Source organism: Ignavibacteriales bacterium (assembly GCA_016709155.1).
Taxonomy (GTDB): Bacteria; Bacteroidota; Ignavibacteria; order Ignavibacteriales; family Ignavibacteriaceae; genus JADJEI01.
In genome coordinates this window covers 1-25,083 of the sequence record JADJEI010000002.1, presented here as the reverse complement: position 1 = coordinate 25,083, position 25,083 = coordinate 1, and the positions used below count along the sequence as shown (strand labels likewise).

30 protein-coding genes and 4 pseudogenes are annotated in these 25,083 nt (G+C 35.9%); 31 read left to right on the top strand and 3 right to left on the bottom strand.

What is annotated here, in order from left to right:
• Positions 1-44 precede the first annotated feature (44 nt).
• The 18 genes and pseudogenes from IPH11_09970 to IPH11_09885 all read left to right on the top strand — a co-directional run bounded on the left by IPH11_09970 (position 45) and on the right by IPH11_09885 (position 14,542).
• Positions 45-425: a hypothetical protein gene (locus IPH11_09970; GenBank protein MBK6913964.1), complete on the top strand. Its 381-nt coding sequence runs from the start codon at positions 45-47 to the stop codon at positions 423-425.
• Positions 416-688: a hypothetical protein gene (locus tag IPH11_09965; GenBank protein MBK6913963.1), complete on the top strand. Its 273-nt coding sequence runs from the start codon at positions 416-418 to the stop codon at positions 686-688. Before IPH11_09970 ends, IPH11_09965 begins: the two co-directional genes overlap by 10 nt.
• Before the next feature lie 221 nt (positions 689-909).
• Positions 910-1,218, top strand: a complete 309-nt coding sequence (locus tag IPH11_09960; GenBank protein MBK6913962.1) for a hypothetical protein — start codon at positions 910-912, stop codon at positions 1,216-1,218.
• 393 nt (positions 1,219-1,611) lie between these two features.
• A pseudogene (locus IPH11_09955) lies at positions 1,612-1,800 on the top strand (hybrid sensor histidine kinase/response regulator).
• A gap of 48 nt (positions 1,801-1,848) precedes the next feature.
• On the top strand, positions 1,849-2,181 hold the full coding sequence (locus tag IPH11_09950; protein MBK6913961.1) for a response regulator: 333 nt from the start codon (positions 1,849-1,851) through the stop codon (positions 2,179-2,181).
• Positions 2,150-2,746 carry a helix-turn-helix domain-containing protein gene (locus IPH11_09945; GenBank protein MBK6913960.1) on the top strand — a complete coding sequence of 199 codons (597 nt, stop codon included), beginning with the start codon at positions 2,150-2,152 and terminating at the stop codon, positions 2,744-2,746. The genes IPH11_09950 and IPH11_09945 overlap by 32 nt, the downstream gene beginning before the upstream one ends.
• A gap of 698 nt (positions 2,747-3,444) precedes the next feature.
• On the top strand, positions 3,445-4,221 hold the full coding sequence (locus IPH11_09940; GenBank protein ID MBK6913959.1) for a hypothetical protein: 777 nt from the start codon (positions 3,445-3,447) through the stop codon (positions 4,219-4,221).
• 185 nt (positions 4,222-4,406) lie between these two features.
• Positions 4,407-4,985, top strand: coding sequence for a T9SS type A sorting domain-containing protein (locus IPH11_09935; protein MBK6913958.1), 579 nt, complete (start codon positions 4,407-4,409; stop codon positions 4,983-4,985).
• A 34-nt stretch (positions 4,986-5,019) separates the two neighbouring features.
• A complete protein-coding gene (locus IPH11_09930) occupies positions 5,020-5,715 on the top strand; it encodes a hypothetical protein (GenBank protein MBK6913957.1) in 696 nt (231 codons plus the stop codon).
• Positions 5,667-5,921 carry a hypothetical protein gene (locus IPH11_09925; protein ID MBK6913956.1) on the top strand — a complete coding sequence of 85 codons (255 nt, stop codon included), beginning with the start codon at positions 5,667-5,669 and terminating at the stop codon, positions 5,919-5,921. Before IPH11_09930 ends, IPH11_09925 begins: the two co-directional genes overlap by 49 nt.
• On the top strand, positions 5,869-6,648 hold the full coding sequence (locus IPH11_09920) for a T9SS type A sorting domain-containing protein (GenBank protein MBK6913955.1): 780 nt from the start codon (positions 5,869-5,871) through the stop codon (positions 6,646-6,648). Before IPH11_09925 ends, IPH11_09920 begins: the two co-directional genes overlap by 53 nt.
• Before the next feature lie 41 nt (positions 6,649-6,689).
• Entirely contained in the window at positions 6,690-7,049 is a 360-nt protein-coding gene (locus IPH11_09915; GenBank protein ID MBK6913954.1) for a hypothetical protein, read from the top strand.
• A 5-nt stretch (positions 7,050-7,054) separates the two neighbouring features.
• Positions 7,055-8,068, top strand: coding sequence for a T9SS type A sorting domain-containing protein (locus IPH11_09910; GenBank protein ID MBK6913953.1), 1,014 nt, complete (start codon positions 7,055-7,057; stop codon positions 8,066-8,068).
• 433 nt (positions 8,069-8,501) lie between these two features.
• A pseudogene (locus tag IPH11_09905) lies at positions 8,502-11,156 on the top strand (valine--tRNA ligase).
• Positions 11,157-11,257: 101 nt separating this feature from the next.
• A complete protein-coding gene (locus IPH11_09900; GenBank protein MBK6913952.1) occupies positions 11,258-11,398 on the top strand; it encodes a hypothetical protein in 141 nt (46 codons plus the stop codon).
• Between the two features lie 178 nt (positions 11,399-11,576).
• Positions 11,577-12,824 carry a DUF1015 domain-containing protein gene (locus IPH11_09895; protein ID MBK6913951.1) on the top strand — a complete coding sequence of 416 codons (1,248 nt, stop codon included), beginning with the start codon at positions 11,577-11,579 and terminating at the stop codon, positions 12,822-12,824.
• Positions 12,825-12,929: 105 nt separating this feature from the next.
• Positions 12,930-14,032: pseudogene (gene serC / locus IPH11_09890) on the top strand (3-phosphoserine/phosphohydroxythreonine transaminase).
• A 96-nt stretch (positions 14,033-14,128) separates the two neighbouring features.
• On the top strand, positions 14,129-14,542 hold the full coding sequence (locus IPH11_09885; protein MBK6913950.1) for a hypothetical protein: 414 nt from the start codon (positions 14,129-14,131) through the stop codon (positions 14,540-14,542).
• 5 nt (positions 14,543-14,547) lie between these two features.
• Here the strand turns inward: IPH11_09885 and IPH11_09880 are convergent.
• A pseudogene (locus IPH11_09880) lies at positions 14,548-14,927 on the bottom strand (DUF2203 domain-containing protein).
• Positions 14,928-15,040: 113 nt separating this feature from the next.
• Between IPH11_09880 and IPH11_09875 the strand changes: the two are divergent.
• From IPH11_09875 to IPH11_09835, 9 genes are all read left to right on the top strand, one after another.
• Complete coding sequence (locus tag IPH11_09875; GenBank protein ID MBK6913949.1) at positions 15,041-15,187, top strand: hypothetical protein; 147 nt, start codon at positions 15,041-15,043, stop codon at positions 15,185-15,187.
• A 2-nt stretch (positions 15,188-15,189) separates the two neighbouring features.
• Entirely contained in the window at positions 15,190-15,417 is a 228-nt protein-coding gene (locus IPH11_09870; protein ID MBK6913948.1) for a thioredoxin family protein, read from the top strand.
• Between the two features lie 21 nt (positions 15,418-15,438).
• Complete coding sequence (locus IPH11_09865; GenBank protein MBK6913947.1) at positions 15,439-15,666, top strand: hypothetical protein; 228 nt, start codon at positions 15,439-15,441, stop codon at positions 15,664-15,666.
• Between the two features lie 233 nt (positions 15,667-15,899).
• On the top strand, positions 15,900-17,339 hold the full coding sequence (locus IPH11_09860; protein ID MBK6913946.1) for a M28 family peptidase: 1,440 nt from the start codon (positions 15,900-15,902) through the stop codon (positions 17,337-17,339).
• A complete protein-coding gene (locus IPH11_09855) occupies positions 17,336-18,289 on the top strand; it encodes an immune inhibitor A (protein ID MBK6913945.1) in 954 nt (317 codons plus the stop codon). The genes IPH11_09860 and IPH11_09855 overlap by 4 nt, the downstream gene beginning before the upstream one ends.
• A gap of 210 nt (positions 18,290-18,499) precedes the next feature.
• Positions 18,500-19,705: a hypothetical protein gene (locus IPH11_09850; GenBank protein ID MBK6913944.1), complete on the top strand. Its 1,206-nt coding sequence runs from the start codon at positions 18,500-18,502 to the stop codon at positions 19,703-19,705.
• A 35-nt stretch (positions 19,706-19,740) separates the two neighbouring features.
• Entirely contained in the window at positions 19,741-20,016 is a 276-nt protein-coding gene (locus tag IPH11_09845) for a hypothetical protein (GenBank protein ID MBK6913943.1), read from the top strand.
• Entirely contained in the window at positions 19,985-20,479 is a 495-nt protein-coding gene (locus tag IPH11_09840) for a hypothetical protein (protein MBK6913942.1), read from the top strand. The genes IPH11_09845 and IPH11_09840 overlap by 32 nt, the downstream gene beginning before the upstream one ends.
• 270 nt (positions 20,480-20,749) lie before the next feature.
• Positions 20,750-21,568 carry a hypothetical protein gene (locus tag IPH11_09835; protein ID MBK6913941.1) on the top strand — a complete coding sequence of 273 codons (819 nt, stop codon included), beginning with the start codon at positions 20,750-20,752 and terminating at the stop codon, positions 21,566-21,568.
• Between the two features lie 100 nt (positions 21,569-21,668).
• Here IPH11_09835 and IPH11_09830 read toward each other — a convergent pair whose 3' ends face one another.
• Positions 21,669-21,953: an HU family DNA-binding protein gene (locus tag IPH11_09830; GenBank protein MBK6913940.1), complete on the bottom strand. Its 285-nt coding sequence runs from the start codon at positions 21,951-21,953 to the stop codon at positions 21,669-21,671.
• 58 nt (positions 21,954-22,011) lie between these two features.
• Here IPH11_09830 and IPH11_09825 point away from each other — a divergent pair, with 58 nt between their 5' ends.
• From IPH11_09825 to IPH11_09810, 4 genes are all read left to right on the top strand, one after another.
• Positions 22,012-23,187, top strand: a complete 1,176-nt coding sequence (locus tag IPH11_09825; GenBank protein ID MBK6913939.1) for a Plug domain-containing protein — start codon at positions 22,012-22,014, stop codon at positions 23,185-23,187.
• Positions 23,184-23,540, top strand: coding sequence for a hypothetical protein (locus tag IPH11_09820; protein ID MBK6913938.1), 357 nt, complete (start codon positions 23,184-23,186; stop codon positions 23,538-23,540). The genes IPH11_09825 and IPH11_09820 overlap by 4 nt, the downstream gene beginning before the upstream one ends.
• A gap of 315 nt (positions 23,541-23,855) precedes the next feature.
• The gene (locus tag IPH11_09815) at positions 23,856-23,984 is read left to right on the top strand and encodes a hypothetical protein (GenBank protein ID MBK6913937.1); all 129 of its coding nucleotides are present in this window, start codon (positions 23,856-23,858) and stop codon (positions 23,982-23,984) included.
• 100 nt (positions 23,985-24,084) lie between these two features.
• Positions 24,085-24,639 (top strand): hypothetical protein, encoded by a 555-nt coding sequence (locus IPH11_09810; protein MBK6913936.1) that lies wholly within the window; start codon positions 24,085-24,087, stop codon positions 24,637-24,639.
• Positions 24,640-24,744: 105 nt separating this feature from the next.
• On the opposite strand, the gene IPH11_09805 is transcribed toward IPH11_09810, so the two are convergent.
• Positions 24,745-24,885, bottom strand: a complete 141-nt coding sequence (locus IPH11_09805; GenBank protein ID MBK6913935.1) for a hypothetical protein — start codon at positions 24,883-24,885, stop codon at positions 24,745-24,747.
• Positions 24,886-25,083 lie beyond the last annotated feature (198 nt).

The following is a 25,083-nucleotide window of genomic DNA, read 5'->3' as shown; positions in this document are numbered from 1 at the left end:
GGGCTTGCTGTGTTTGAAAATACAGAACATGGTGTGGTAAAGTATTGGAAGGTGGTGGTATCGAGAATGGAATCGAAAATATTCTGGAAGATTCAAAGGGAAATCTCTGGTTAAATGATATTTCCTGTTCAGTATTTAAGGTTCAACCCCCGGGTGAAGTATCGAACCTTAATGGTTATAAAGAGATATTCAATCTAAGCCAATTGATGAATGGTAAAAGATTAAAAATGTTTAAATATCTTGGAGAAGTTTATTTCTATTCAGAGAGGAATATTTTTCAGTTAAATGAAAAAACCCTCAAGGTTGTTCCGGCAGAATTATTTTCAAAAATCTTTTCCGATACAAGCCATTCAATAATTCATATTTATCCGATAGAAACGAAGTGCTGTGGTGCGCTGCAAAAAATCGAAGGAAAATGGTTCTGATTGAAATCAGTTTCGTCAATGGCAGACAAAAAATATCAGCTCATAAATTTCCGGAACTATTTGAAGATGACATTCCATCAGGTTTTGTTTCGCTTGCATTTTACGTTGAAAATAATTTTCCAAAAACGATTTGGATAGGCGGGGGAAATACTCTCTTTAAAAATAACTTTGAACAAAAATTACTCTATGGCAAAAGTACATCGTTTAAATCGTTGATCAGGAAAGTTTCTGTTAAGGAAACAAGTTTTATTCAGTGGTTATGAATCCGGAACGGATATACAAAATGAAATATCTTTTCAAATAACTCACTAATCTTTGAATTTGCTGCCGCAAGTTTATTAATGAACAAAGGAAATGATTTTCAATATTTGCTCGAAGGATTCGATCAGAATTGGAGCGAGTGGTCTGATGAATCAAAAAGGAATACACAAACCTTTCCGCAGGAGATTATAATTTTAAGGTAAGAAGCCGAAACGCACTTGGAGTGATCGGGGACGAAGCGTCTTTTCGATTTGTTGTACTACCTCCCTGGTATCGTTCCTGGTGGGCTAATATTTTAGGAATTATTTTCCTTTTAATTCTGATCAACTATATCATTAGATACCGGGTCAAATATTTAAATAATAAAAATATCATCCTTGAAAAACTTATCACCGAAAGAACAGCGGAAATAAATGAACAGAAACTCATTCTTCAAAAACAAGCTAATCAACTGCTGGAGTTAGATCAGATCAAATCGAATTTCTTTGCAAACATCTCTCACGAATTCAGAACACCGCTTTACACTAATTAAAGGGCAGTTAGAAAATGTAATAGGAATAGTAAAGGATGAAGCAGTAAAGAAAAAAAAACTTAATATAGCTTTCAATAATTCTAACAGACTTAATCGTTTAATAAATCAAGTGTTGGATCTATCCAAACTCGAATCGGGAAAATTAAAACTCGAAATTGAAATGACAGATATAGTTTCGCTATTGAAAAAATCGTGTCGCTTCATTTGATTCGCTGGCAGAACAAAATAAAATTTCGCTCGAATTCTATTCTAAAATTGAAAGCCTTTTTTTAAAATGTTGATAAGGAAAAATAGAAGAGGTAATTGATAACTTACTTTCAAATGCTTTAAGTTCATTCCCCCAAACGGAAAAATTAGTTTAATGGTTGAGAGAGAAAATCCGGGTTTACTGAAAATGCTGTCATCTTGGTTAGTGATACAGGATTGGTATTGAGGGAAAATAAACTTCCAAATATATTTGATAGATTTTTTCAGGCTGACAGCTCATCAACAAAACAATTTGAAGGAAGCGGACTCGGACTTGCGATAGTAAAAGAACTCGTAGAAATGATGGCGGCTCAATATCGGTGGAAAGCAAATTAAACTCGGGCACAACTTTTTTCGATACGACTGCCGCTGGAAGAAACTGAAATGATTATTTCTGAAAATGACGAAATCAAAACTTCGGAAAATTTACAACAGGATGAAGACAAACCGTTGATTCTAATTGTAGAGGATAATTTTGACGTTCGAAATTATATTAAAGAAAATCTGGAGCGTCACTATAAAATTGAAGAAGCCGTGAATGGCGAAGATGGAATAAAAAAAGCAATCGAAACAATCCCTGATTTAATTATCACAGATGTAATGATGCCAAAAGTAGATGGGCTAGAACTTTGCACAAACCTAAAAAATGGTCAGCGAACAAGCCACATCCCAATAATTATTTTAACTGCAAAAGCCGGCGAGCAAAAACAAGATTGATGGTCTGCAAATTGGCGCCGATGAATTTCTTGCAAAACCATTTAGCCCGCGCGAGCTTGAAATCCGCGTCAGCAATCTCATTCGTATCAGACAACTGCTCAGGGAAAAGTATAAAGAAATTTCTGTTATTAAATCAGAGGATGTAAAAGCCAGCCCAATTGATAAAGAATTTTTAGATAAGGTTTTTGGACTGATAAAAAATCATCTTGAAGACAATCAATTCAGCGTACAAAAATTAGCTGACGAAATGGCGATTAGTGTTTCGCAGCTAAATAGAAAATTAAATGCGTTGATTAACCAATCGGCAGGAAAATTATTCCGATCAGCTAAACTTGACTACGCCGCAAAACTTCTTGAAAAAATGCCGGTAATATCACTTAGATTGCATATAGAATTGGCTTTGCCGATGTTTCAAGTTTTACAAACAGTTTCAAGGAAAAATTCAGCGTTTAGCCATAAGAATATCTTAAGAATCTACAAAAGACTTCTGAATAACCTATGTTACGCAAAACAGCAAACCTCCGAGGTTTCGATGAATAGGTTTATGAAAATATTTTCTATTTAGCTCTAAAAAACAGCCTCAGAAAGATACTATTTACAAAACCTCGGAGGTTTTATACTCCCCTGCGTAAAGTGAATGAATAAAATGAATTCTGCCAATGCAATCTGAAGCCCCCGATAATTTTTTTAACTGTGCTTCTAAGTAACATCCTTTTTGCCGGCGTTACTTTTTTTTAGTACGTTCTAAATATTTTTTTCGCCAAATCTATCTTTTTTTTTAATCCACCTAATTGCTTTCCATTTCCATCATTTTACTTATGCACTCTGACGATATTATTTTACTAAATTTCAGATTATTTATCTAAACCATCAAATTGTTTTCACAAGATTCATGTGATAGTGAGCTCGAGAAAAGCGATAGTGAGCTCCGTCAATGTGATAGGAAGCTCCAGCAAAGTGATAGTGAGCTCCAGCAAAGTGATGGCAGGGAAGGAATTTCTTTATACGGGTAAAAATTACTTATAAAGCTTCTAAATAATAGTCCCTTCCTTTTGTATTTCTTGTGGCTATGAAAGAAGTCTCAATCTCTAAACTCGAAGTCTGCTCAAAACTCTCAATTCTTTGCTCAATATTCCTAATTATTAGTTAATACCTCAAGTTAATTTTGGGTTGTTAAATTAATCTAAGGACTAATCCAATGAGAAATATCTCCAAAACAGTTTCGGTTTTATTTATCGTGTTGTATTCAATCACTTTGCTCAGGTGACCAATGAAATAATTGATCTTGCATTCGGCGGTATCAGTGGCATTTCTAATAACGGTCAATTTGTCTGTGGAATGAGCTATCCATCTCCGGCGTTTCTCTGGAGCGAATCCACAGGTAGAATTGATTTGGGTTCAATGGAATTTTCGGAAGCTTACGGCGTTTCAAATAACGGAAAAGTAGCCGGCAGATTTTACGATCCATCATTGCCTGCCCCGGGTGGTAACCCAACTCTTAGAGCAGGTTACTGGGAAAATGGTAACTGGAATGCTTTAGTCGGGCTTCCCGGTTTAGTGCCATTAGATGAAACAAGCTTTACACATGCTTACGGTATTTCGGGAGACGGCTCCAGAATAGCCGGAATGCAATGGCATGAAAACTGGACAGTCGAAGCTGTTTATTGGGAAAATGATACCATTGTTGGTTTAGGACAAACTAATGGTGGAAATAGCCGCGCAAATGTTTTATCATTTGATGGATCAATTATCGCCGGATGGAATGCCGGACCGGGCGGCGTACCTGATAGGTCAGCTTATTATTGGGATCCCGCTCCACATTTTATGGGGGGGTTCGACCCTGCATATTTAGTCGGAGAATCACGGGGGATAAATTCTGATGGCAGCGTCATTGTTGGTGGTTCAGTCTGGCCTTTTATATGGACTGCTGCAACTGGTATGCAGCAAGTTGTTGCTGATTCCTCTGACTATTGGTCAGGTGATGCCTTAGGAATTTCTGATAATGGAACTATCGTTGGCTTTGTTGACCCGGGGGTTTAATTATCAGGCATTTATCAAAAAAGCCCGGTTGGTCAGATATTGTATATCTTTCAACTTATATCTCTGATAGCCTTGGAATTACAGGCTACACCGATTGGTATTTCGCTTTTGGTGAGGCAATTTCAGCAGATGGAAAAACAATCGGCATCTCTGCATATTCGCCCGCCAGTGAACCCAAAGCATTATTGTTAAAAATTGATCAACAGGTTCCTGTTGAATTAGCTTCGTTTACTGCAACAACTGACAATCAAGTGGTAAATCTAAACTGGAGCACTGCAACTGAATTAAATAACTCCGGTTTTGAAATTCAAAAAGTAAATCAAAATTCAATTTGGATACCGATTGGATTTATAAATGGAAATGGAACAACAACTAATAAGAACGATTATAATTTTATAGATCAGAATCCTTTGGCTGGAATAAACAAATATCGCTTGAAACAAATTGACTTCGATGGCTCTTTCGAGTATTCAGTTGAAGTTGAAGTAGAGATAGTACCGCAGAAGTATATCCTTAATCAAAATTATCCCAATCCTTTCAATCCGGAAACAAAAATAAACTTTAGTATTTCCAAAGAAGAATTTGTAAAAGTAAGAGTGTTCAACTCGCTCGGAGAAGAAGTTGAAGTATTATTCAGCGGACAGTTGAATGCAGGCTCGCACACATTATCATTTAATGGAGAGAACTATGCAAGCGGTTTGTACATACTTAAACTAACGGCAGGAAGTTTTTCCCAAACAATAAAAATGAATTTAATGAAATAATTTTTTAGCAATCAAATAACCAAATACAAAACGAATGAATGATTTAATTAAGATCAAAAATTTAAAAAGCTTCTTAGTGCTTTTTATATTTTCTTTATGTTCATTACAACTTTTAGCCCAAAGCGATGTAAAGTTTTTTAATTTAGGTTTTGGCGGAGGCGCCAAAGTTTCGGATAATGGAACTTATGTTGTTGGGTCGAATTATCCCGCTTCAGGTTTTATTTGGTCAGAGACGGCAGGCAGAGTCAGCCTTGGAAACACTTATTCCGAAGCTTTTGGAGTTTCTAATAATGGAAAAGTTGCAGGGTCTTTCATTGATTCGAACTTAATAGCTCCGAATGGTAACCCAACTCTCAGAGCCGGTTATTACGACAGTCTCAAGTGGATGCCGCTTGATGGTTATCCCGGCTATCCCGTGCTTGATGAGACGTCTTATAATTATGGCTATGGAATCAGCGCTGATGGCTCTATAATTGTGGGGATGCAATGGCTTCCGATTTACAAAACAGAAGCTTGTTATTGGGATAGCACCGGACTTCACATGCTCGGACGAACAGGAGGGCTTAGCAGTAACGCACTTGATGTAGTCAATGTTTCGAATGGATTAAAAATCGTCGGTTGGGATGGCTTACTCAATGGTCCTGGCAGACGAGCATTTTACTGGGACCCCACCCTCACTTTATGGGCGGTTATGATTCTTCTTATCCGGATGGGCAATGCTTTGGATTAAATTCGGATGGAACTAAAATTGTCGGTGGTTCAACAGGAGCATTATTTGTATGGACAGAGGGACAAGGAATGAATTGGTTTAATTCTACTTATTTAAACTCCGGCTCTTATGCTAAGGATATTTCTGATAATGATATTATTGTTGGATATGTTGATGTTGGCGGTTTTAATTATCAAGCATTTATTAAAAGACCCGAATGGGGATGATATACTACTACTTCAAGATTATCTTATAGATAGTTTGGGTGTAACTGAAGCAGCCGACTGGCTAAGTTCATTTGCAAATTCTATTTCTGCCGATGGCTTAACGATTACCGGTACGGCTTATCCAACCTCCGGAGGACCAATTGCTTATGTGCTGAAGTTTGCAAACTCTGTCCCCGTTGAATTAGCTTCTTTTACTGCAACAACTGACAATCAAGTGGTAAGTCTAAACTGGAGCACTGCAACTGAATTAAATAACTCCGGCTTTGAAATTCAACGAGTAAATCAAAATTCAACCTGGATACCGATTGGATTTATAAATGGAAATGGAACGACTGCTAATAAGAACGATTATAATTTTATAGATCAGAATCCTTTGGCTGGAATAAACAAATATCGCTTGAAACAAGTTGACTTTGATGGCTCTTTCGAGTATTCACACGAAGTTGAAGTTGAGATAGTACCGCAGAAGTATATCCTTAACCAAAATTATCCCAATCCTTTCAATCCGGAAACAAAAATAAACTTTAGTATTTCAAAAGAAGAATTTGTAAAAGTAAGTGTGTTCAATTCACTTGGAGAGGAAGTTGAAATATTATTCAGCGGACAGTTGAATGCAGGCTCACACACATTATCATTTAATGGAGAGAACTATGCAAGCGGTTTGTACATACTTAAACTAACAGCAGGAAACTTTTCCCAAACAATAAAAATGAATTTAATAAAATAAATCAACTAACATTTAATGACTTAATTACAAAGGAGAATCTCATGTATAAAAAACTAACTATCTTTTTCACGGTGTTGATAATTCTTGTTATCAACTACAACATCGAAGCACAACCAACAACGTATGCCTTTGATGGCGCATTTTTTAGATACGGCACTATTGATTTAAACTCAGGCGCATTTACATCATTGAATTTTCTTCCACAAGGAAATGATAAATATCCTGTTTCCGGAGATAACGATGGCATAAACGGTCAATATACAATTATGGCTAATTTTAGTCTTACCGGTTTTTATTTATACCATCTGGATTTTGTATCACCACAGCAGACAGTATTGCCGAGGTTGGACCACTTGCTGCCGGACAATCACAGATTAGAGCACTTGCTCACAACACAGTGAATGATGTGTGGTATGTGATAAGCGGAAATGATTTTGCCGATGCTTCCGTGCTATACACTTTGAATCTTAGTAACGGGGAATTAACCGTCGTCGGAAATATTCAAAATGCAAATTTTCCTGCGGCATTCGCTATTGACTGCTTCGGGAACGCTTACGTTGTCAATATCGAGTTTGCTGGATTTTCAACTGCTGCTGTATTTTACTCATTAAATCTTACGACTGCTGCGGCAACTCAAATCGGTACTGATTTGGGACTGCCCGACGTGAGTTTTGGAAGTCAGGATATGGACTTTAATCCTGTTGATAGCACTCTTTATTGGGCTGGTTACTGGATAGCAGGATTTAGTGAAGGTGGGTCTTTCAGGTTGATTGATGTTAATAATGGCACTTCCACAGAGCTTGGAACTTATGGTCAGTTTGAAACAATAACCGGCTTTAGTATAAATGCAAATTGTGTAATCCCTGTTGAACTAACTTCTTTTTCGGCTAAAGTAATTAATAATTCTGTCTCTCTGGATTGGAGTACGGCAACTGAAGTAAACAATTCCGGTTTTGACATTGAAAGAAAATCAGCAAATAGTGATTGGGGAAAAATTGGATTTGTTGCAGGTTCCGGAACAACAACTGAAGAACGAAGCTACTCCTATAGAGACAACTCACTTCAGTCAGGTTCTTATACTTATCGTTTAAAGCAAATTGATTATAACGGTCAGTTTGAATATTCCAATGAAGTTGAAGTTGTTATAAATCAGCCGATGGAATATTCACTTGATCAGAATTATCCAAACCCATTTAATCCAAGCACAACAATTAGGTTTTCACTGCCGGAAGCATCTATTGTAAAGATAAAAGTTTTCAATGCACTTGGCGAAGAAGTGGCAAGTCTTGCAGATAAATTATATGAACCGGGTTCACACGAAATAATTTTTAATGCTGTAGATCTTACAAGCGGAATTTATTTTGTGCGAATGGAAGCAGGTGCTTTTATATCCACAAAAAAAATAACATTGATGAAATAATTAATCTTAGGCTGTTTTAAAAGACTATTAAAATTGTTGAGCCTCCAAAGCACATTAAAATAGTTTCCCAACTTTTAGGCAGCCTAATTCTTCAACAACACAAATGCAAAAACCATCCAAAGAATTGAGATATTACTTATTGATAATTAGCGCAGCCATACTGCATTTCTGATTTTCGTACAATTTTTTTTTTAACCATGTTTTAGACTTTTTTAATTCCCCTCTTGAGAGGGACAAAGGGGTGTGTTCTTTGCCGCTAAATTATTCATTAAAACCATGGACTTCTCAGTTCAGCTAATTTATCTTTAAATTCATTCTGTCTTAATCAGCGTTATTCTGCCCAACCTGCGACATCTGCGTGCTATTGCCTATCTTCCCTACTCCTCAATTTTCCTTATATTTACAACTCAAAATTTCACTAACAGAGATACAGATGTCTGCAAAAAGTTTTTCCGAGATACCAAAAGCTTATGATCCTTCTCGGGTAGAAGATAAATGGTATAAGTACTGGAATGATCACGGTATTTTTAATTCTGATATAGACGAAACAAAAAAGCCATATACAATAGCTATCCCGCCGCCAAACATAACCGGTATGTTAACGATGGGACACATATTAAATAATTCACTTCAGGATATTTTTATCCGCACAAAACGTATGCAAGGTTATAATGCCTGCTGGGTCCCGGGAACAGATCACGCATCTATCGCAACAGAAACAAAAGTAACAAAGTTTTTAGCTGATAAACAGATTGATAAATATCAAATTGGGCGTGAAGCATTTTTAGAACACTGCCAGGATTGGAAAAAAGAGTACGGCGGAATAATTATTCAGCAGTTAAAAAAACTTGGCGTTAGCTGCGATTGGCGGCGCGAACGCTTTACAATGGATGATGAATATTATCACGAAGTTATAAAAGCATTTGTTGATCTTTACAAAGAAGGAAAAATTTATCGCGGTTACAGAATGGTTAACTGGGATCCTGCAAACAAATCTGCAATCTCCGATGAAGAAGTAATATTTAAAACGGTTAACGGAAAACTCTGGTACTTTAAATATCCCGTAATGGATTCTGAAGAGTTTGTAGTTGTTGCAACAACACGACCTGAAACAATGCTCGGTGATACAGGTGTTGCAGTTAACCCAAATGATAAACGATACAAACATCTTATCGGCAAAAAGATTTTGCTGCCAATTGCTGATAGAGAAATTCCAATCTTCGCTGATGATTATGTTGATATGGAATTTGGAACCGGTGCAGTTAAAGTTACTCCCGCTCACGATGTTAATGATTACGATATGGGACAGCGCCACAAACTTGAAATGATAAACATCTTTAATGATGATGCAACAACAAACAACAATGTTCCCGAAGAATTTCAAAACCTCGATCGTTACGAAGTTAGAAAAAAAATTGTTGCAAGAATGGATGAACTTGGCTTCCTTCATATGATTGAAGATTATCAAAACAAAGTTGGATATTCTGAACGCGGCAACGTTCCAATCGAACCATACTTAAGTGAACAGTGGTTTATGAAAATGGATGAACTTGCAAAGCCCGCTGTTGATGTTGTACAACAGGGCAAAGTTAGATTCTATCCAAAGCATTGGGAAAAAACTTATTTCCGCTGGATGGAAGGAATTCGCGATTGGTGTATTTCCCGCCAGCTTTGGTGGGGGCATCGAATTCCTGTTTGGTATTGTATTGGTGATGATCATTGCAAGTTAGAATGTAAACTGCCGATTGTTTCTCTCACTCCGCCGGAAAAATGTCCGCACTGCGGTTCAACAAATCTTAAACAGGATGAAGATGTTCTTGATACGTGGGCATCAAGCTGGTTATGGGCACACGCTATATTTAAAACTCAAGATGAACGAAAATATTTTTATCCGACTAACACACTTGTAACCGGACCTGATATAATTTTCTTTTGGGTTGCTCGAATGATTATGGCTGGAATGCATTTTCAAAAGAATATTCCTTTTAGCGATGTTTACTTTACAAGTATCATTCGTGATTCGCAGGGAAGAAAGATGAGTAAATCTCTCGGCAACTCACCGGATCCACTTGATGTAATTAAAGATTATGGTGCAGATGCGCTGCGTTTTACAGTCATTTATCTTGCGCCGCTTGGGCAGGATGTAATGTTTAGTACAGAAAAATGTGAGCTTGGAAGAAACTTTGCAAATAAAATCTGGAATGCCGGAAGATTTTTGTTGATGAATGCTGAGAAGATTTCGCTTAACAAAGATTTAAAATTTTCTCACATTGATTTTGCAGATGAATGGATAATTTCGCGATTAAATAAAACCATACAACAATTAAACAAAGCAATGGATGAGTTTGAAGTTAACAATGCAATAAAACTTATTTATAGTTTTATCTGGAATGATTACTGTGATTGGTACGTTGAGATGATTAAGAACAGACTTTATGCTGATGATACTGAGGTTAAATCCGCAGTTCTAACACGTGCAATTTCAATCTTTGAAGATGCACTTAAAATGCTTCATCCGTTTATGCCTTTATTACAGAAGAGCTTTGGCAATTGATGGGTGAAAGAAAGATGGAGAAAGTATTTCTACTTCTAATTATCCTGCCGTTGATGAAAAGATGATTAAAGATTCTGCTGATGAAGAAATGGATTTTGTAAAAGATATTATTACTGCAATAAGAAATATTCGCGGTGAGATGAACATTGCACCTTCTAAAAAAGTTAATGCGATGATCAAATCTTCTTCAGTTAAAGATCATCAAATTGAATACATTAAAAAACTTGCAAAAGTTGAAGAACTTAAAGTTGATGCGAATATTCAAAACCAAAAGCAAGTGCCTCGGCAGTTTTAAGAGGTGTTGAAATATTTATTCCACTTGAAGGATTGATTGATCTTGATGTTGAGAGGCAAAAAATCCAAAAAGAAATAACCAGACTTGAAGGTTCACTTGCAGGAATTGAAAAGAAACTTTCCAATGAAAAATTTGTTGCCAATGCTGCTCCGGAAGTTGTTGAAAAGGAGAGAGCGAAACAAAAAGATTGGAAAGAAAATATTATTAAATTAAAAGAGATATTATCTAATTTAAATTAGTCTTATTGTCATCCTTCGACTTCGCTCGGGATGATAGTTGATCAAAAATCTTTTGTCACACTGAGCTTGTCGAAGTGTGACTTAAAAATGGAGATCAATGTATGTATTATAAACTTGAAGACTTTATAAACGATTGGAAAATCGAGTCCGAATCAACCTTAAAAATATTTAATAATCTCACAGATGAATCACTAACAAAAAAAGGTGATGACAATGTACGATCTACCGGAAAACTTGCCTGACACATCACACTTATTCGATAAAAAAAATACTTTCAGAATTTAAACTCACAGCGTAATACTTCTATTTCTAATGTTTATCACTCTAAATCTCAATTCTTTTAATTGGTTTATTCAATCATTTTTTAGGATTTTTGAATAAGTAATTTTCGATATTATTTAATTAAGGAAAATATTTTTTATGGCTGTTATCAGACCTTTCAAAGCACTTAGACCTACAAAAGAAAAATCACAATTAGTTGCAAGTGTTCCTTATGATGTAGTTAATCGTGAGGAAGCTAAGCAGGCTGCTGAAGGAAATCCACTTAGCTATTTACACATCACAAGATCAGAAATTGATCTGCCAGAAGTTAAAGATGTTTACTCGAAAGAAGTTTATCTTAAAGCAAAAGAAAATCTTAATAAGATAATTGAAAATGCTCCTCTAAATGTTGATGAAAAATCTCACCTCTATCTTTACAGATTAATTATGGATGGAAGAGCACAAACCGGAATTTGTGCAACTTTTTCTGTTGATGATTATGATAATGATGTAATTCTTAAACACGAAAAAACCCGGAAAGTAAAAGAGGATGACAGAACAAATCACATTGTTACAACAGAAGCACAAACAGGTGTTGTGTTTTTAACTTATCGCGGAGTTAAAAACGTTAACGATCTTGTTGATAAAACAATGAAATCCGTAAAACCGGAATATGATTTTACTGCACCGGATGGAATTAAGCATACAGTTTGGGTTATGCCTGATGATTACAATGTAATGATTGAAAATGAATTTGCAAAGATTAATAAACTTTATATTGCTGATGGACATCATCGTGCAAAAAGTGCAAGTCGTGCAAGAGAAGAAAAGATGAAAGCAAACCAAAATCATACCGGAAGTGAAGAGTATAATTATTTTATTGCTGTGCTTTTCCCGGCAGATCAGTTAAAGATTCTTCCATACAATCGTGTTGTGTTTGATTTGAATGGATTAAGCAAAGCAGATTTTATGGACTCTGTTGCTGATAAGTTTACTATTATTCCAACTACAGATAAAGAACCCAAAATCAAAAATACTTTTTGTATGTATCTTGAAAAAGAATGGTTTGAACTTAAACCAAGAGATTCTGTTTTTGCAAGTTTATCTTTAGAAAAATCCGTTGGAGAAAAACTTGATGTTAGTATTCTGCAAAACTTTTTATTAAATCCTGTTCTTGGTATTGATGATCCACGTACAAATACAAGAATTGATTTTATTGGCGGAATACGTGGGACAAAAGAATTAGAAAAAATTGTTGATTCTGGTAAAGCTGCAGTTGCATTTTCATTTTATCCGGTTGGACTTGATGACTTGATGAACATCTCTGATGCCGGTGAAGTGATGCCCCCAAAATCAACATGGTTTGAACCTAAATTAAGAGATGGATTGCTGACACATTTAATTTAAATCTCCGTTTCTCAGTGCCTCTGTGGTAAAGAAAAAGCATTTACCACAGAGACACGGAGCCACAGAGAAAATCACAAAGAAAATAAACTTAAAGGAAAAAATATCATGGAAAAAAGAATCTATAACCTAAACGCTGGTCCGGCAGTTTTACCGGAAGAAGTTTTGCTTGAAGCACAAAAAGAATTATTTACTCTTCCGGGAGTTGGAATGTCTATCCTGGAAATTTCTCACCGCTCAAAAACTTTTGATGCAATTCTTGCTGATGCTAAAAGTGGAATCAAACAATTGTTAAATGTTCCTGATAATTATGAAATTTTATTTTTACAGGGCGGCGCAAGTCTCCAGTTTTCAATGGTGCCTTTAAACTTAATGCCTCCTAAAATAAAGCAGATTATATCTCAACAGGAAGCTGGTCCAAGAAGGCAATTAAAGAAGCAAAGCGCGTTGGAACTGTTAATGTTGCCGCATCCACTGAAGAAGGTGAAGGCGATAAAAAATATTTTAAACGCATACCAAAACAAAGCGAATTGAAACTTGATCCTGATGCTTCTTATGTTCACTTTACATCCAACAATACAATTTACGGAACTGAGTGGATGAGCGAACCTGAAGTTGGAAACGTTCCGCTTGTTTGTGATGCTTCATCAGATATTCTTCACAAAAAAATTGATGTGAGCAAATACGCTATGATTTATGCTGGTGCTCAGAAAAATATTGGACCATCGGGTGTTGTGCTTGTTATAATCAGAAAAGATATGCTTGAACGAAGTCAGGATTCTCTGCACACAATGCTTAATTATAAAATCCAGGCTGAGAATAATTCGATGTATAATACGCCAAATACTTTTGGAATTTATATCATCAAACTTGTTACAAAATATCTTTTAAATCATGGTGGACTTGATAAGATGTATGAAATCAACAAAGCAAAAGCGAAACTTCTTTATGATGCAATTGATAACAGTAATGGATTTTATAAAGGGCACGCAGCAAAAGATTCGCGCTCTTTAATGAATGTTACATTCAATCTTGCTACCGAAGAGTTAGAGAAGAAACTAATTGATGAAGCAACAAAAGCCGGGTTCATTGGATTAAAAGGTCATCGCTCTGTTGGTGGATTGCGTGCATCAATTTATAATGCTTTTCCTGTTAAAGGAGCAGAAGCACTTGCGGCTTTTATGAGTGATTTTCAAAAGAAGAACGGATAAGATTACTTGTAATTCCAGGCGGTAAAAAATAATTTTTACCGTTTAATTTTTAGAGAATAACAGAAAAATATTTTTAAAAGTAAAAAAAGGAATATTATGAAAAACATTTTAATAGTATTTACAACAGCAGTGTTATTTATTTCCTGCGGAAAAGAAGAAGCAAAGTTTGAAGCATTTAGTGCCGAAGCTTTTGCTTATGATTTGGGCGGCAGTTGGGAAGTAAATGCAAGCACACGGGTGAAAGGGATGGCTCAAAAAGAAGACGGCGAATATTTTGTTGCTGCTATTTCGTATTCGGTTGATCTAACAAAACCCTCCGGTGAAGTTGTTAAAAATGTTTATGAAGACAAGCAGGATTTTTCTAAGGATGAAGAATTTATTGATATACCATTAGAGGTTCAGTTTGTTCTTGATTCTACCTACACCTCCGGAAATTACAAAGCTACTTTTCATGTAAAAGATAATTCGACAGGCGAATCAACTGAAGTGTCTGCTGATTTTAAAATGTAGAGAGATCAGGTGAAATATTCTGGAGGAATAAGCTTTCTTGAGGAGTAACCGGATTCAAGATCGTGATAGTATTTAATTTCATCTTCGTCACTTCGCCAGCAGAGTAAAACATCCTCTCCGTTTATCATTGAAGGAAAATCAACTAAGCCTATTTTAAAATTGGGATCCTTAAAGTAACAGCCGATTTCTTCCAACTCAAGCATAAAGCCGTCAATTTCAGAAGCGAGCTTTTGATTCTTGAATCCTCGTCAAGATTGCCTGCAAGTTCTTCTGCAATCAACCTCATTTCTGCTGCGTTGTCAATAATATCGCGGACAATGTTTTTGACTAAAGGAAGCGTGCGATTAGCCTCTGCTATTGAAAATAATTTAATGTCTGTTGTCATGGACTTAGTTTATTTAAATTTACTGTTACAAAATTAGTATTAATAATCAATAAAAAAAGACAAAGAAAGACTGTTCGAAATTATTTTTGAAATAACACGAAGAAAAAAATTATATGAGTAGTACCAATCTATTAAAAACAATTAGTGAAACCGGCATATCGTATGCGGATTATAAAAGTATTTTAATGTGGCAAGTTCAAAATTATAATGATGAATTGGCGACAGAGGAAGAAAAAATCAAATTCAAAACAGAAAACTGAATTTGCAAAGAACTAATCGGCTTGATAAACATTTTCATCCTTCGGAGAAGAGCATTCAAAAATTTCAACAACTCAATTCAAAGCAAATATGGATGGTCATCTCCGAAACCTGGTGCGGTGATTCTGCACAAAACCTGCCAATAATTTCGGCACTTACAAATCTTTCGAATTATATTGAACTAAAAATTCTTTTTAGAGACGAACATCCAGAAATAATGAATTTGTATTGAGAAGGGGGAGGCAAAAGAAGCATTCCAAAATTAGTTTCGTTTAAAGAAAATGGAGATGAAGTTTTTCAGTGGGGACCTCGCCCGCAACAGGCAAAATTACTGTTCGATAAAATGATCTCCGATGGTATTGATAAAGATGAAAGAAGTAAAGCTCTTCATCTTTGGTATGGACGCGATAGAGGCATCTCTGTTGAAAATGAACTCGTTAATCTTATCGAAATATTTCTAAGGGTTATTGTTCATTCATAGCAATAGTTTAGTAAATATTTTTATAAGTGAGAAAAGAGGATTGAAAAATTATCCGGGTTGAGATTTGATTATTACTAATGTCAAGAAATAACTCGAATTAAATCATTAAACCTATCCGACCTCGACTGCTCGCAGTCGTATGATTTTTGATAGTAAATATTCTATTGTAACTCAATTTCAAAGTTGCTTAGTTAGTAATAAATCATTTACAATCATAATCTTTAGGGGATAGTATGAAAAGAATTTTTCAACTCCTGGTTTTCTCCGTGATGGCTCTTCAATTCAATCTTCATTCTCAGTCACCCATCGTTCAGCAAATAGTTGATTCAGCCAATCAGGATTCGCTGATGTATTTTGTGAAGGAATTATCCGGCAATGTTCCAACAATTATCAATGGGGCATTACAAACAATAGTTTCTCGTAATAAATATCAGCCCGGCAATGCTCTCGCCGAAACTTATATTAAACAAAAACTTCAGTATTACGGATTAACAACTTCTATTCAATCTTTCAGTTCAACCGGTAAAAATGTTTTAGGTGTTCAGGTAGGGTCAGAATTCCCAAATCAAAAATATATTATCTGTGCACACTATGATGATATGCCAACAGGCACAACAGCCCCGGGGGCAGACGATAATGCGAGCGGAACTTCCGCAGTATTGGAAGCAGCAAGAATTTTTTCGCAGCACACATTTCCTTTCACCATTATTTATGCATTGTGGGATGAAGAAGAACAAGGGCTGGTCGGAAGTAATTATTATGCAAATCAAGCTGCTTCGGCTGGCGATTCAATCATCGGCGTGATTAATATGGACATGATCGCTTATGATTCTGATAATGATATGGCAGCTAACATTCACACAAGAAGCGTTGGAACATCGCTTGAACTTTATGATAAAATGATTGAAGCGAATTATCAGTACGGAATAAATTTAAATTTAATCGAATACAACCCTGGCTCCGAGTACAGCGATCACGCTTCATTCTGGAATGCCGGTTACGGAGCAATTTTGCTGATCGAAGATGATGCGGACTTTAATGCTTACTATCATACTGTCAATGATCTCATTACACATTTTAATCAAGAATACTATTTAAAGTCGGCGAAACTTGCCTATGCTACTCTCGCATCATTTGCTCTTAACTTGAATATGCAAATTATTCACACACCTTTTGCTTCAATTGATTACTCGCAGGATATTGAATTGACAGCAAGCATTGTTACGGGTTTAAATATCGGGAGTGGAATTTCGGGTCCGCGACTTTACTACCGCACAAGCACAGGCGGAGGTTTTTCTAATTTTATTGAGGTAGCCGGAACTCCTGTAATGAGCAATACAGAGTACAGTTTTGTTATCCCCGCTCAGCAGCTTGGAACAATTGTGCAGTATTATCTTGCGGCGCAGGATGATAATTCATCAATTGTTGTAACACTTCCCGCGGGTGGTGGAGGATTTAACCCACCGGGAAATATTCCGCCGCCGCATGCATTCCAATTCTATGTTGCACCAGTTACTTTTGCCCTGGTTGATTCGGCTAATAATACAAATAACTGGCAGTCAACAGGTGGGTGGAATATTACAAGTCAGAAATTTGTTTCTGCGCCATACTCATTTACCGAATCTCCTTCCGAAATTATCAAAGCAACACAACTGCTATCTTTACTTATATGAATGAGATTAGTCTTTCAAATATTCTGGGTGCTTCACTTGAATTTTATACTCAATGGGATATTGAAAATGATTGGGACTATGGGCAAGTTCAAATTTCTACAAATGGCGGTACAAACTGGACCGCACTCGAAGGGCTTTATACAAATCCAGGCACAGGAACTTTTCAACCCCCGGATGAACCTCTGTATGATGGTACGCAATTAACCTGGGTTGTAGAAAATATGGATCTTTCAGAATTTATTGGTCAGAATATAAAACTAAGATTCTATTTCCAATCCGATCAATCAGTTACTGGGGATGGGTGGTATGTTGATGATATCAGACTTATGACTTTTACAATTGTACCAGTAGAGTTAACCGCTTTTAGCGCATCTGCAATGCGAAACGCTGTTTCGCTAAACTGGCAAACAGCAACGGAAACAAACAACAACGGGTTTGAAATTGAAAGAAACCAAGTCGGCAGTCAGGATTGGAATCAAATTGCTTTCGTTCCCGGCTTCGGTACTACTACCGAACCAAAGGGTTATTCTTTCACTGATAAAAATCTTTCTGCTGGTAAATATCAATACATATTAAAGCAAATAGATTTTGATGGAAGTTTTGAATATTCAAACACAATTGAAGTTGAAGTTTCTTCTCCACTTGAATTTTCTCTGGAGCAGAATTATCCAAATCCGTTTAACCCAACGACTATCATTCGTTACTCAATACCATCTGTCACTCTTCGACAGGCTCAGAGTGACAAAAGAAGTGATGTGTTTGTGACACTAAAAGTTTACGACATCCTCGGAAACGAAGTTGCAACGCTCGTAGATGAATTTAAACCTACAGGAAATTATGAAGTTGAATTCAATGTAAGACAGACTATCAGTCTATCCAGTGGGGTATATTACTACCAACTTCACGCAGGCAATTTTGTTGAAACGAAGAAGATGATCCTGCTTCGCTGATATTTTTATTTCCTTTATTTTGAAGATGACATCTCTTTAAGAGATGTCATCTTTCCTTTTCTCTCTGCCATATTCTTTTCTTGATTTTATCTGATTCTTTTCGTAAAATCTTTTGGGTTTTCCGTTAGGTTTTATTTTTATTCTCTGATGGTAAAAAACCTTGCGGAAGTCAGAATTAATATTTTTTAACTATTACTTCGGAGGCTTCTAATGAGTACATTGCTTCTTAAACCGTTGCTCTTCTTTACGGTGTTTACCGTAATAATTTCTGCGAACTCAATTAACACAAACTCCTCTCACTTTGGAGATAACAACAGTGTCCCCCTCCCCACAGTTGTTAAATATGTAACACCTTACGGTACAGGCAACCACTCAGATTCAAGCTGGACTAATGCTTACTCTATTCAGGATCTGAAACACAGATTAGCTTCTAACACAACTTTCTATTTTGCTGATTCTACCTTTCTTGTTGATTCTATTGTCGTTAATAACTTTACCAATATATCTTTTATAGGTAAAGGAAAAGACAAAACAATTCTTGAAGGAATAGATGTTGGTAATGTGGAAAGTATTATAAACTGGAGTATCAAATGTTTTGATATCCTCAATTCCAGCAATACGACAATAAAAGATTTACAGATAAGAAGATTCCGAAGGTGGGGAATAAGAGTGGGTTCAACATCAAATAATTTTCTTGGTCATAATCTTTATATTGATAGCTGCGGTTGGACTGCTGAAACTGGAGAGGTAATGCTATCTCCCTGCGCAGTTAAACTCTTTGGAGATTTTGGTCATCTTGGGCAGTCGCAAATAATGCAGTCAGGTTGGGATGGTATGCAGGTTGCCGGCTATGGAGTATTATTAGATTCAAGTACAATTTACTGGACAGGCAGGGATGATCCAGGGGCAATTCATCAAGGAGATGGCATTCATATGTTTAAGAATCCAAACGTATCTTATATAATAGATGGTGTGCAAATAGGTAAGGCGGGTAGATTGATAGGTAAGAATTGTGTGATAAATACAGTTGAAGCAAAAAAATCAGGAATAGAAGCAGGTTTTATAGATCCTAGCGTTGAGAAACCACTTGTACAGGTTTACAACAGTAGAATAACAGGAGGAAAAGGAATTGGAATTACACAGAGTGCTGATCCATTATATGGTGGTTTTTATTCTACTATTGAGAATTGTACGATTGAAGCACTTGATCCTTTAAGACGACCTTTAAGAATAGGATTTTATGATACGGGTACTCCTGGCGTAATTAATAATAATATTCTAATATGCCATCCCGGATTCAATCCACTACTTTGCCCAGTGGGAGAATATGACACTGATCCCAATGCCGTTAATTATGGGTTAAACACGTGGAAGATTGGGGACCGAATGGCAGGATCCATTCTGTGTAGATCATAATTTGATTTATATAGAAGATTAGAGGAAATACTAAGATGAAAAAGATAAATGTACCGACTTTATTCTATATCATATTTCTGTTTGTATTTATTGATTTATTGTTAGCGCAAGAACCAAACACTTTATGGACAAAAGTGATTGGCGGCGATAGTACGGATGTTGCATATGATGTTGAGGAACTATGGGATGGTGGTTTTGCCGTTGTTGGTTACACTAAGTCTATTCCTATTACTAATTATGACATCTGGCTGCTTCGTACAAATTCAAATGGCGATACCTTTGGACAAGGACCTATGGGGGAACGGAGATGAGTACGGCTACTCACTTAAAAAAACAGACGATGGTGGATTTATAATTGGTGGAGCAACAAGCTCATTCGGTGCTGGTCAGTTTGACTTCTATATTGTAAGAACTGATTCACTTGGCGATACACTCTGGACAAGAACATTTGGAGGAGTAAATGATGATATTTGCTGGTCTATGGATAAAACCGAAGATGGGGGATTTGTATTAGCCGGAGAAATTAATGCTTTTCCCCAGATTCCAGATGCGATGATCGTCAAGCTAAATTATTTAGGTGATTTGGTCTGGGAAAAAATCTATGGATCAAATTTATTTGATAGAGTATTTTCGATTAAGGAAAATATAAATGGTGAATTTTTGGTTTCCGGAATGCACCAAATTTTGGGCGTGAATGAAAATGGCTGGTTATTAAAATTAAATCCAGACGGTGATTCTCTGGTCAGTATATTATGGCGGAGCATTTATAGATGAGTTTTTCTTTAACAATTTTACTTCAGATCTTGGAAACATATTAGTCGGAAGTTACTTGCCGTCTTTAGGTGACTATCCTGATATATTTTAGTTAAAACTGATTCACTCGGAAATGAGCAATGGTCAAAGACACTTGACTATGATAATGATGGCGACATTGGTTACTCAGTAATTCAAACTCTTGATGGCGGTTACATCATCGCTGGGCAATCAAGATGTTTTGATTGTGTAGCTGTTGCATATGTTGTTAGAACCGACAGCCTTGGAAATGTGTTATGGCAAAAGTTATTTAACCAAACTCCCAGTCCTGAACAAATAGACTTTGTTACAGAAGGAACTGATGGGTTTCAATCAGTCAAGCAAACAAGAAATGGAGACTACATTTTAGCAGGATACAGGAGGAAAGCCATATCAACTGGGTACAGGTCTCAGGTCTATCTTGTTAGAATTGCCTCCGATATAGTTCCAGTCGAGCTGACATCCTTCACCGCAACTGTAACGCAAAACTCTGTTTCGCTTAACTGGCAAACAGCGACGGAGATAAATAACAGCGGGTTTGAGATTGAAAGAAAACAAGTCGGCAGTCCTCAGTCTTCAGTTGGCAATCAGGATTGGAGAGTCATCGGTTTCGTTCCCGGATTTGGAACTACCACTGAACCAAAGAATTATTCTTTCGTTGATGAAAATCTTCCATCTGGTAAATATCAATACAGATTAAAACAAATTGATTTTGATGGAACATTCGAATACTCAAACACAGTTGAAGTTGAAATCTCTTCACCAACAGAATTTACATTGGAGCAGAACTATCCGAATCCATTTAACCCAACAACAAAAATAAAATATACAATTCCCACTGTCACCCTGAGCTTGTCGAAGGGTGACGTTTATGTAACATTGAAAGTTTACGATGTACTTGGCAACGAAGTAGCCACACTCGTAAACGAGCAGCAGCAGCCCGGCACTTACGAAGTAGAATTTAATGCTGGAAAAAAAAAAAAACTGTCAAGCGGTGTCTACTACTACCAATTACGGGTTGGCGGTTTTGTTGGAAACAAAGAAGATGATTTTGGTGAAGTAATTTTATAATAATTACCTGTGAAATGATCTATATCATCAACAATATTTAGAAAGAAAAAAGGGATTGACAATTAAGCCAATCCCTTGTTAATAAAAGCCTGCAGTTGAATTATTTCAGAACAGCGTCCTTAGCTTGTTTAGCAATTCTGAATTTCAATGCCTTCTTTGCTGGTATAACCATTGTCTCGCCGGTGGCTGGATTTCTGCCCATTCTTTTTTTCCTTTGAACTACAAGTAATTTGCCTAAGCCGGGAATCACGAATGCTTTCTTAGCTTCTCTATAAGCTAAGCCTACTATTTCATCAAGAAAAACACCGGATAACTTTTTTGTTGTACCGGTTTTTTTAGCTAGATGATCCAGTATCTGCGATTTGGTCATTGATTTGGAAGCCATAAATAGTGCCTCTCCTTAATTAATGAATAATTATTTCAATGGTTAAAATAAAGATAATTTGTCTCAAAGAAAATGTTTTAATAGAATTATTCGAATAAATTTTTACCGGCATATTTATGTTGACAGTATTTATGCACAGCAGGATTCGCATTCCATTTTTAAAAGTTTGCCGAATGATACTACTTTTGTCAGCGACTCTTCTTTGACTGACTCCTCTTCATTGGTAAGATTAAAACCTGATTCACTTATTGTGCTTAATTCAAAATGTTTTTCGGAAAATTCATTTTTCATTAATAATAAAGATATCACATTCAATGATTACAGGTATGCCGGTGATTTCTTGAGAATATTTCCTTTTACTTTTATTAAAGATCTCGGGTTTATCGGGCAGCCGAATGAAATATATTTATATGGTGTACCTTCCTCCGCTGCAACTTATATGAACGATGGAATTTACTTTAATAACAGATTTACTCTGCAAACTGATCTGAATCATATTCAAACAGAATCAGTTGATTCAATCGAAGTAATAAATCTACCCAGGGGTTTTTATACGGAGCAGAACTTAATCCTGTTGCGATCAACTTCATTGAAAAAGATATTTATTCAAAACAACCTTTCACTAGAATTAAGTATTACGAAGGACCGTTTGGCGAAGCTTTTGTGGGATGGTAAATTCAGTATAAATGCTTTTAAAAGAATTAACATTTCTGCAGATGTTTCAAACACAAAAGTGGATAACAGATATGTGAATTCTGATTTTAGCCTTTGGCGTGCAGGTGTAAAAGTTAAATATTTTCTATCCAACTCAATTAACTTAATTGGAAGCTACTATCATATCAAATCTGTAGCCGGGTTTAATGGTGGGGTTGATGTAGACAGCATTGCTACTTACTCGACAGACATAAACAGTATTTTGTACGATAATGTACTTGCGCCGGTAAAATACCCCACGCGATTTCTAAAATCAACCCAGCATCATTTCGCATTACGCACTCTTGCTGATTTTGAAGGGTGGGGACGTTCCGATATCCAGCTCTACTATAAATTTACGCTCGATGAAGATTATGAACCGCTGAACACTTATGAAAATAAATTAACAAACAAGAATAAAGTAATCGGCATAAGCAGCTCCCAAACTTTTGAATACGGTTTTGGGAAATTGATTTTATTTGGAAATTATGAGAAAACAAATTTTACGCGACATAAATGTCGTTCCGCCCTATTTCAATGAAGATACACTCAATATTAATTCAATTTCATTTTCTGCAATCGGTTCATTTTATTTATTTGATAGCACAATTGTTCCTTCCTTTTTCAAGAATAAAAAACCAAAGCTCCGATGCAAATTATCCTTTGACTTATAATAAAAATCTTTTCGGTTTTGGCGCAGATGTGGCATTAAAAATTATTGATGAAATTAAAATTTATCTAGGCATTTCATCATTCGATCAATATTATACTGAGTGGGAACAAATGATCATCGAAGAAATTGGTGTTCAAGCCGAGTATAAAATTGTCAGCGCAAAATTAAAATTTTTCAACGTCAATAATAGGTACCACCCAAACCATTTATCCGATGATTGATTACACCGACTATAATAGTAATGATTTTATCGGCGCTTCGCTTAATGCAAATATAAATCTCTGGTGTTTTTCTCTTGAAACTTTGACAAGCATTTATCACAATTCCGACCCGAATACGGGGGCAAATGTTCTTGATGTACCTGATGTTAATTTTCGAGGTGGGGTTTATTTTAAAGGACCAGCATTTGATTCTAATCTGAATATAAAAACAGGATTTGTATTTTACTATACCGGGCAGCAAATAATTACTGACCATCAGTTTTTTAATTTGGTTGTTGATCCTCTTACAAACTTGATTTTACGCTTGCTGGTCAAATTCAAAAAGTCGCAACGGTTTATTTTACCTGGGAAAATTTATTCGACAACGACTACTTTATTACCCCATATTATCCTATGCCAAACAGGAATATTCGCTTTGGTCTATCATGGGAATTATTTAATTAAACTATTATTCTGATGTCTGTTTTTAGTTTCCGCAATAACATTACAGAAAAAAATATTTATATTTTTAATCCTCGCTGCAATTCTAACTGAAATATTTTATTTGATCCTTGCTTTTAATTCGGAGGGTAAAGAAAGTATTCCACTTTATGTTTCGTTTTACTTTGAAACATTTTTAATATTTTTCTTTTCCTGGCTCATCATCAAAAGGGTTTCATTTAACGAAAAAACCAACAGTAAAATTCTAAAATTATTTTCGAAAATTATTTCGATAAATTCAGATGAGCAGTCCAAATTAAAACTACCGCTCTTTATTATTGTAACTGGATTGCTATTCAGATTAACTCTTTTCCCATCCACCCCTTCTACATCTGATGATGTTTACAGATATGTTTGGGAAGGTAAAGTTGTTCTGAGCGGCTTTAATCCATTTACCACTCCCGCAAACTCAACTGTTCTCAGTTCACTTCAGGATGCCAATTACGCTAAAGTGACTTATAAAAATATTCCGGCGATTTATCCGCCTTTTTCTCAAGTAGTCTTTGCGACGTCATACATTTTAACAGGAGATAATCTTCTCGGGTCAAAGTTAATTTATTTTATTTGTGAATTTTTCACTTTAATATTTTTATTAAAACTTCTTCACTTGAAAAAATAATTTAAACAGAATAATACTTTATGCCTGGCTTCCATTGCCGATTATGGAATATTTTGTGAATGTTCATCTTGATCCGGTTGGAATAATGTTTTTGGTTATTTCAGTTTATTTTATTGAAAAGGGAAAATATGCGCGCGCATCAGTTTTTCTTGCACTTTCATTTTTATCAAAATTGATCGGAATATTTTTATTGCCTTTGATTTTTAGAAAAGCCGGGATCAATAAATCAGTCCTATTTATTTTCATCTTTAGTTTGTTTCAATAATCTTTTACCTGCCATTTGCTGATGAAAGTTTTTCAACATTTACAGCATTTTCGACTTATTTATCCAACTGGGAATTTAACGGATCAATTTACAATTCATTCAAGGTGCTGTTCAGCAACAGTGAAAACTGCACGAATGATTTGCGGGATTCTCTTTATCTCATTAGTTATTTACATCTC

What these genes read in the sequence shown, in the direction of transcription:
- IPH11_09965 (MBK6913963.1), top strand. Translation starts at nt 416, where the DNA reads ATGGTTCTGATTGAAATCAGTTTCGTCAATGGCAGACAAAAAATATCA.
- IPH11_09950 (MBK6913961.1), top strand. Translation starts at nt 1,849, where the DNA reads ATGATTATTTCTGAAAATGACGAAATCAAAACTTCGGAAAATTTACAA.
- IPH11_09930 (MBK6913957.1), top strand. Translation starts at nt 5,020, where the DNA reads ATGAATGATTTAATTAAGATCAAAAATTTAAAAAGCTTCTTAGTGCTT.
- IPH11_09925 (MBK6913956.1), top strand. Translation starts at nt 5,667, where the DNA reads ATGGGCGGTTATGATTCTTCTTATCCGGATGGGCAATGCTTTGGATTA.
- IPH11_09920 (MBK6913955.1), top strand. Translation starts at nt 5,869, where the DNA reads ATGTTGGCGGTTTTAATTATCAAGCATTTATTAAAAGACCCGAATGGG.
- IPH11_09915 (MBK6913954.1), top strand. Translation starts at nt 6,690, where the DNA reads ATGTATAAAAAACTAACTATCTTTTTCACGGTGTTGATAATTCTTGTT.
- IPH11_09900 (MBK6913952.1), top strand. Translation starts at nt 11,258, where the DNA reads ATGTATTATAAACTTGAAGACTTTATAAACGATTGGAAAATCGAGTCC.
- IPH11_09895 (MBK6913951.1), top strand. Translation starts at nt 11,577, where the DNA reads ATGGCTGTTATCAGACCTTTCAAAGCACTTAGACCTACAAAAGAAAAA.
- IPH11_09885 (MBK6913950.1), top strand. Translation starts at nt 14,129, where the DNA reads ATGAAAAACATTTTAATAGTATTTACAACAGCAGTGTTATTTATTTCC.
- IPH11_09875 (MBK6913949.1), top strand. Translation starts at nt 15,041, where the DNA reads ATGAGTAGTACCAATCTATTAAAAACAATTAGTGAAACCGGCATATCG.
- IPH11_09860 (MBK6913946.1), top strand. Translation starts at nt 15,900, where the DNA reads ATGAAAAGAATTTTTCAACTCCTGGTTTTCTCCGTGATGGCTCTTCAA.
- IPH11_09855 (MBK6913945.1), top strand. Translation starts at nt 17,336, where the DNA reads ATGAATGAGATTAGTCTTTCAAATATTCTGGGTGCTTCACTTGAATTT.
- IPH11_09850 (MBK6913944.1), top strand. Translation starts at nt 18,500, where the DNA reads ATGAGTACATTGCTTCTTAAACCGTTGCTCTTCTTTACGGTGTTTACC.
- IPH11_09845 (MBK6913943.1), top strand. Translation starts at nt 19,741, where the DNA reads ATGAAAAAGATAAATGTACCGACTTTATTCTATATCATATTTCTGTTT.
- IPH11_09830 (MBK6913940.1), bottom strand. Translation starts at nt 21,953, where the DNA reads ATGGCTTCCAAATCAATGACCAAATCGCAGATACTGGATCATCTAGCT.
- IPH11_09820 (MBK6913938.1), top strand. Translation starts at nt 23,184, where the DNA reads ATGAAGATACACTCAATATTAATTCAATTTCATTTTCTGCAATCGGTT.
- IPH11_09805 (MBK6913935.1), bottom strand. Translation starts at nt 24,885, where the DNA reads ATGAAAATAAATAGGACTGATTTATTGATCCCGGCTTTTCTAAAAATC.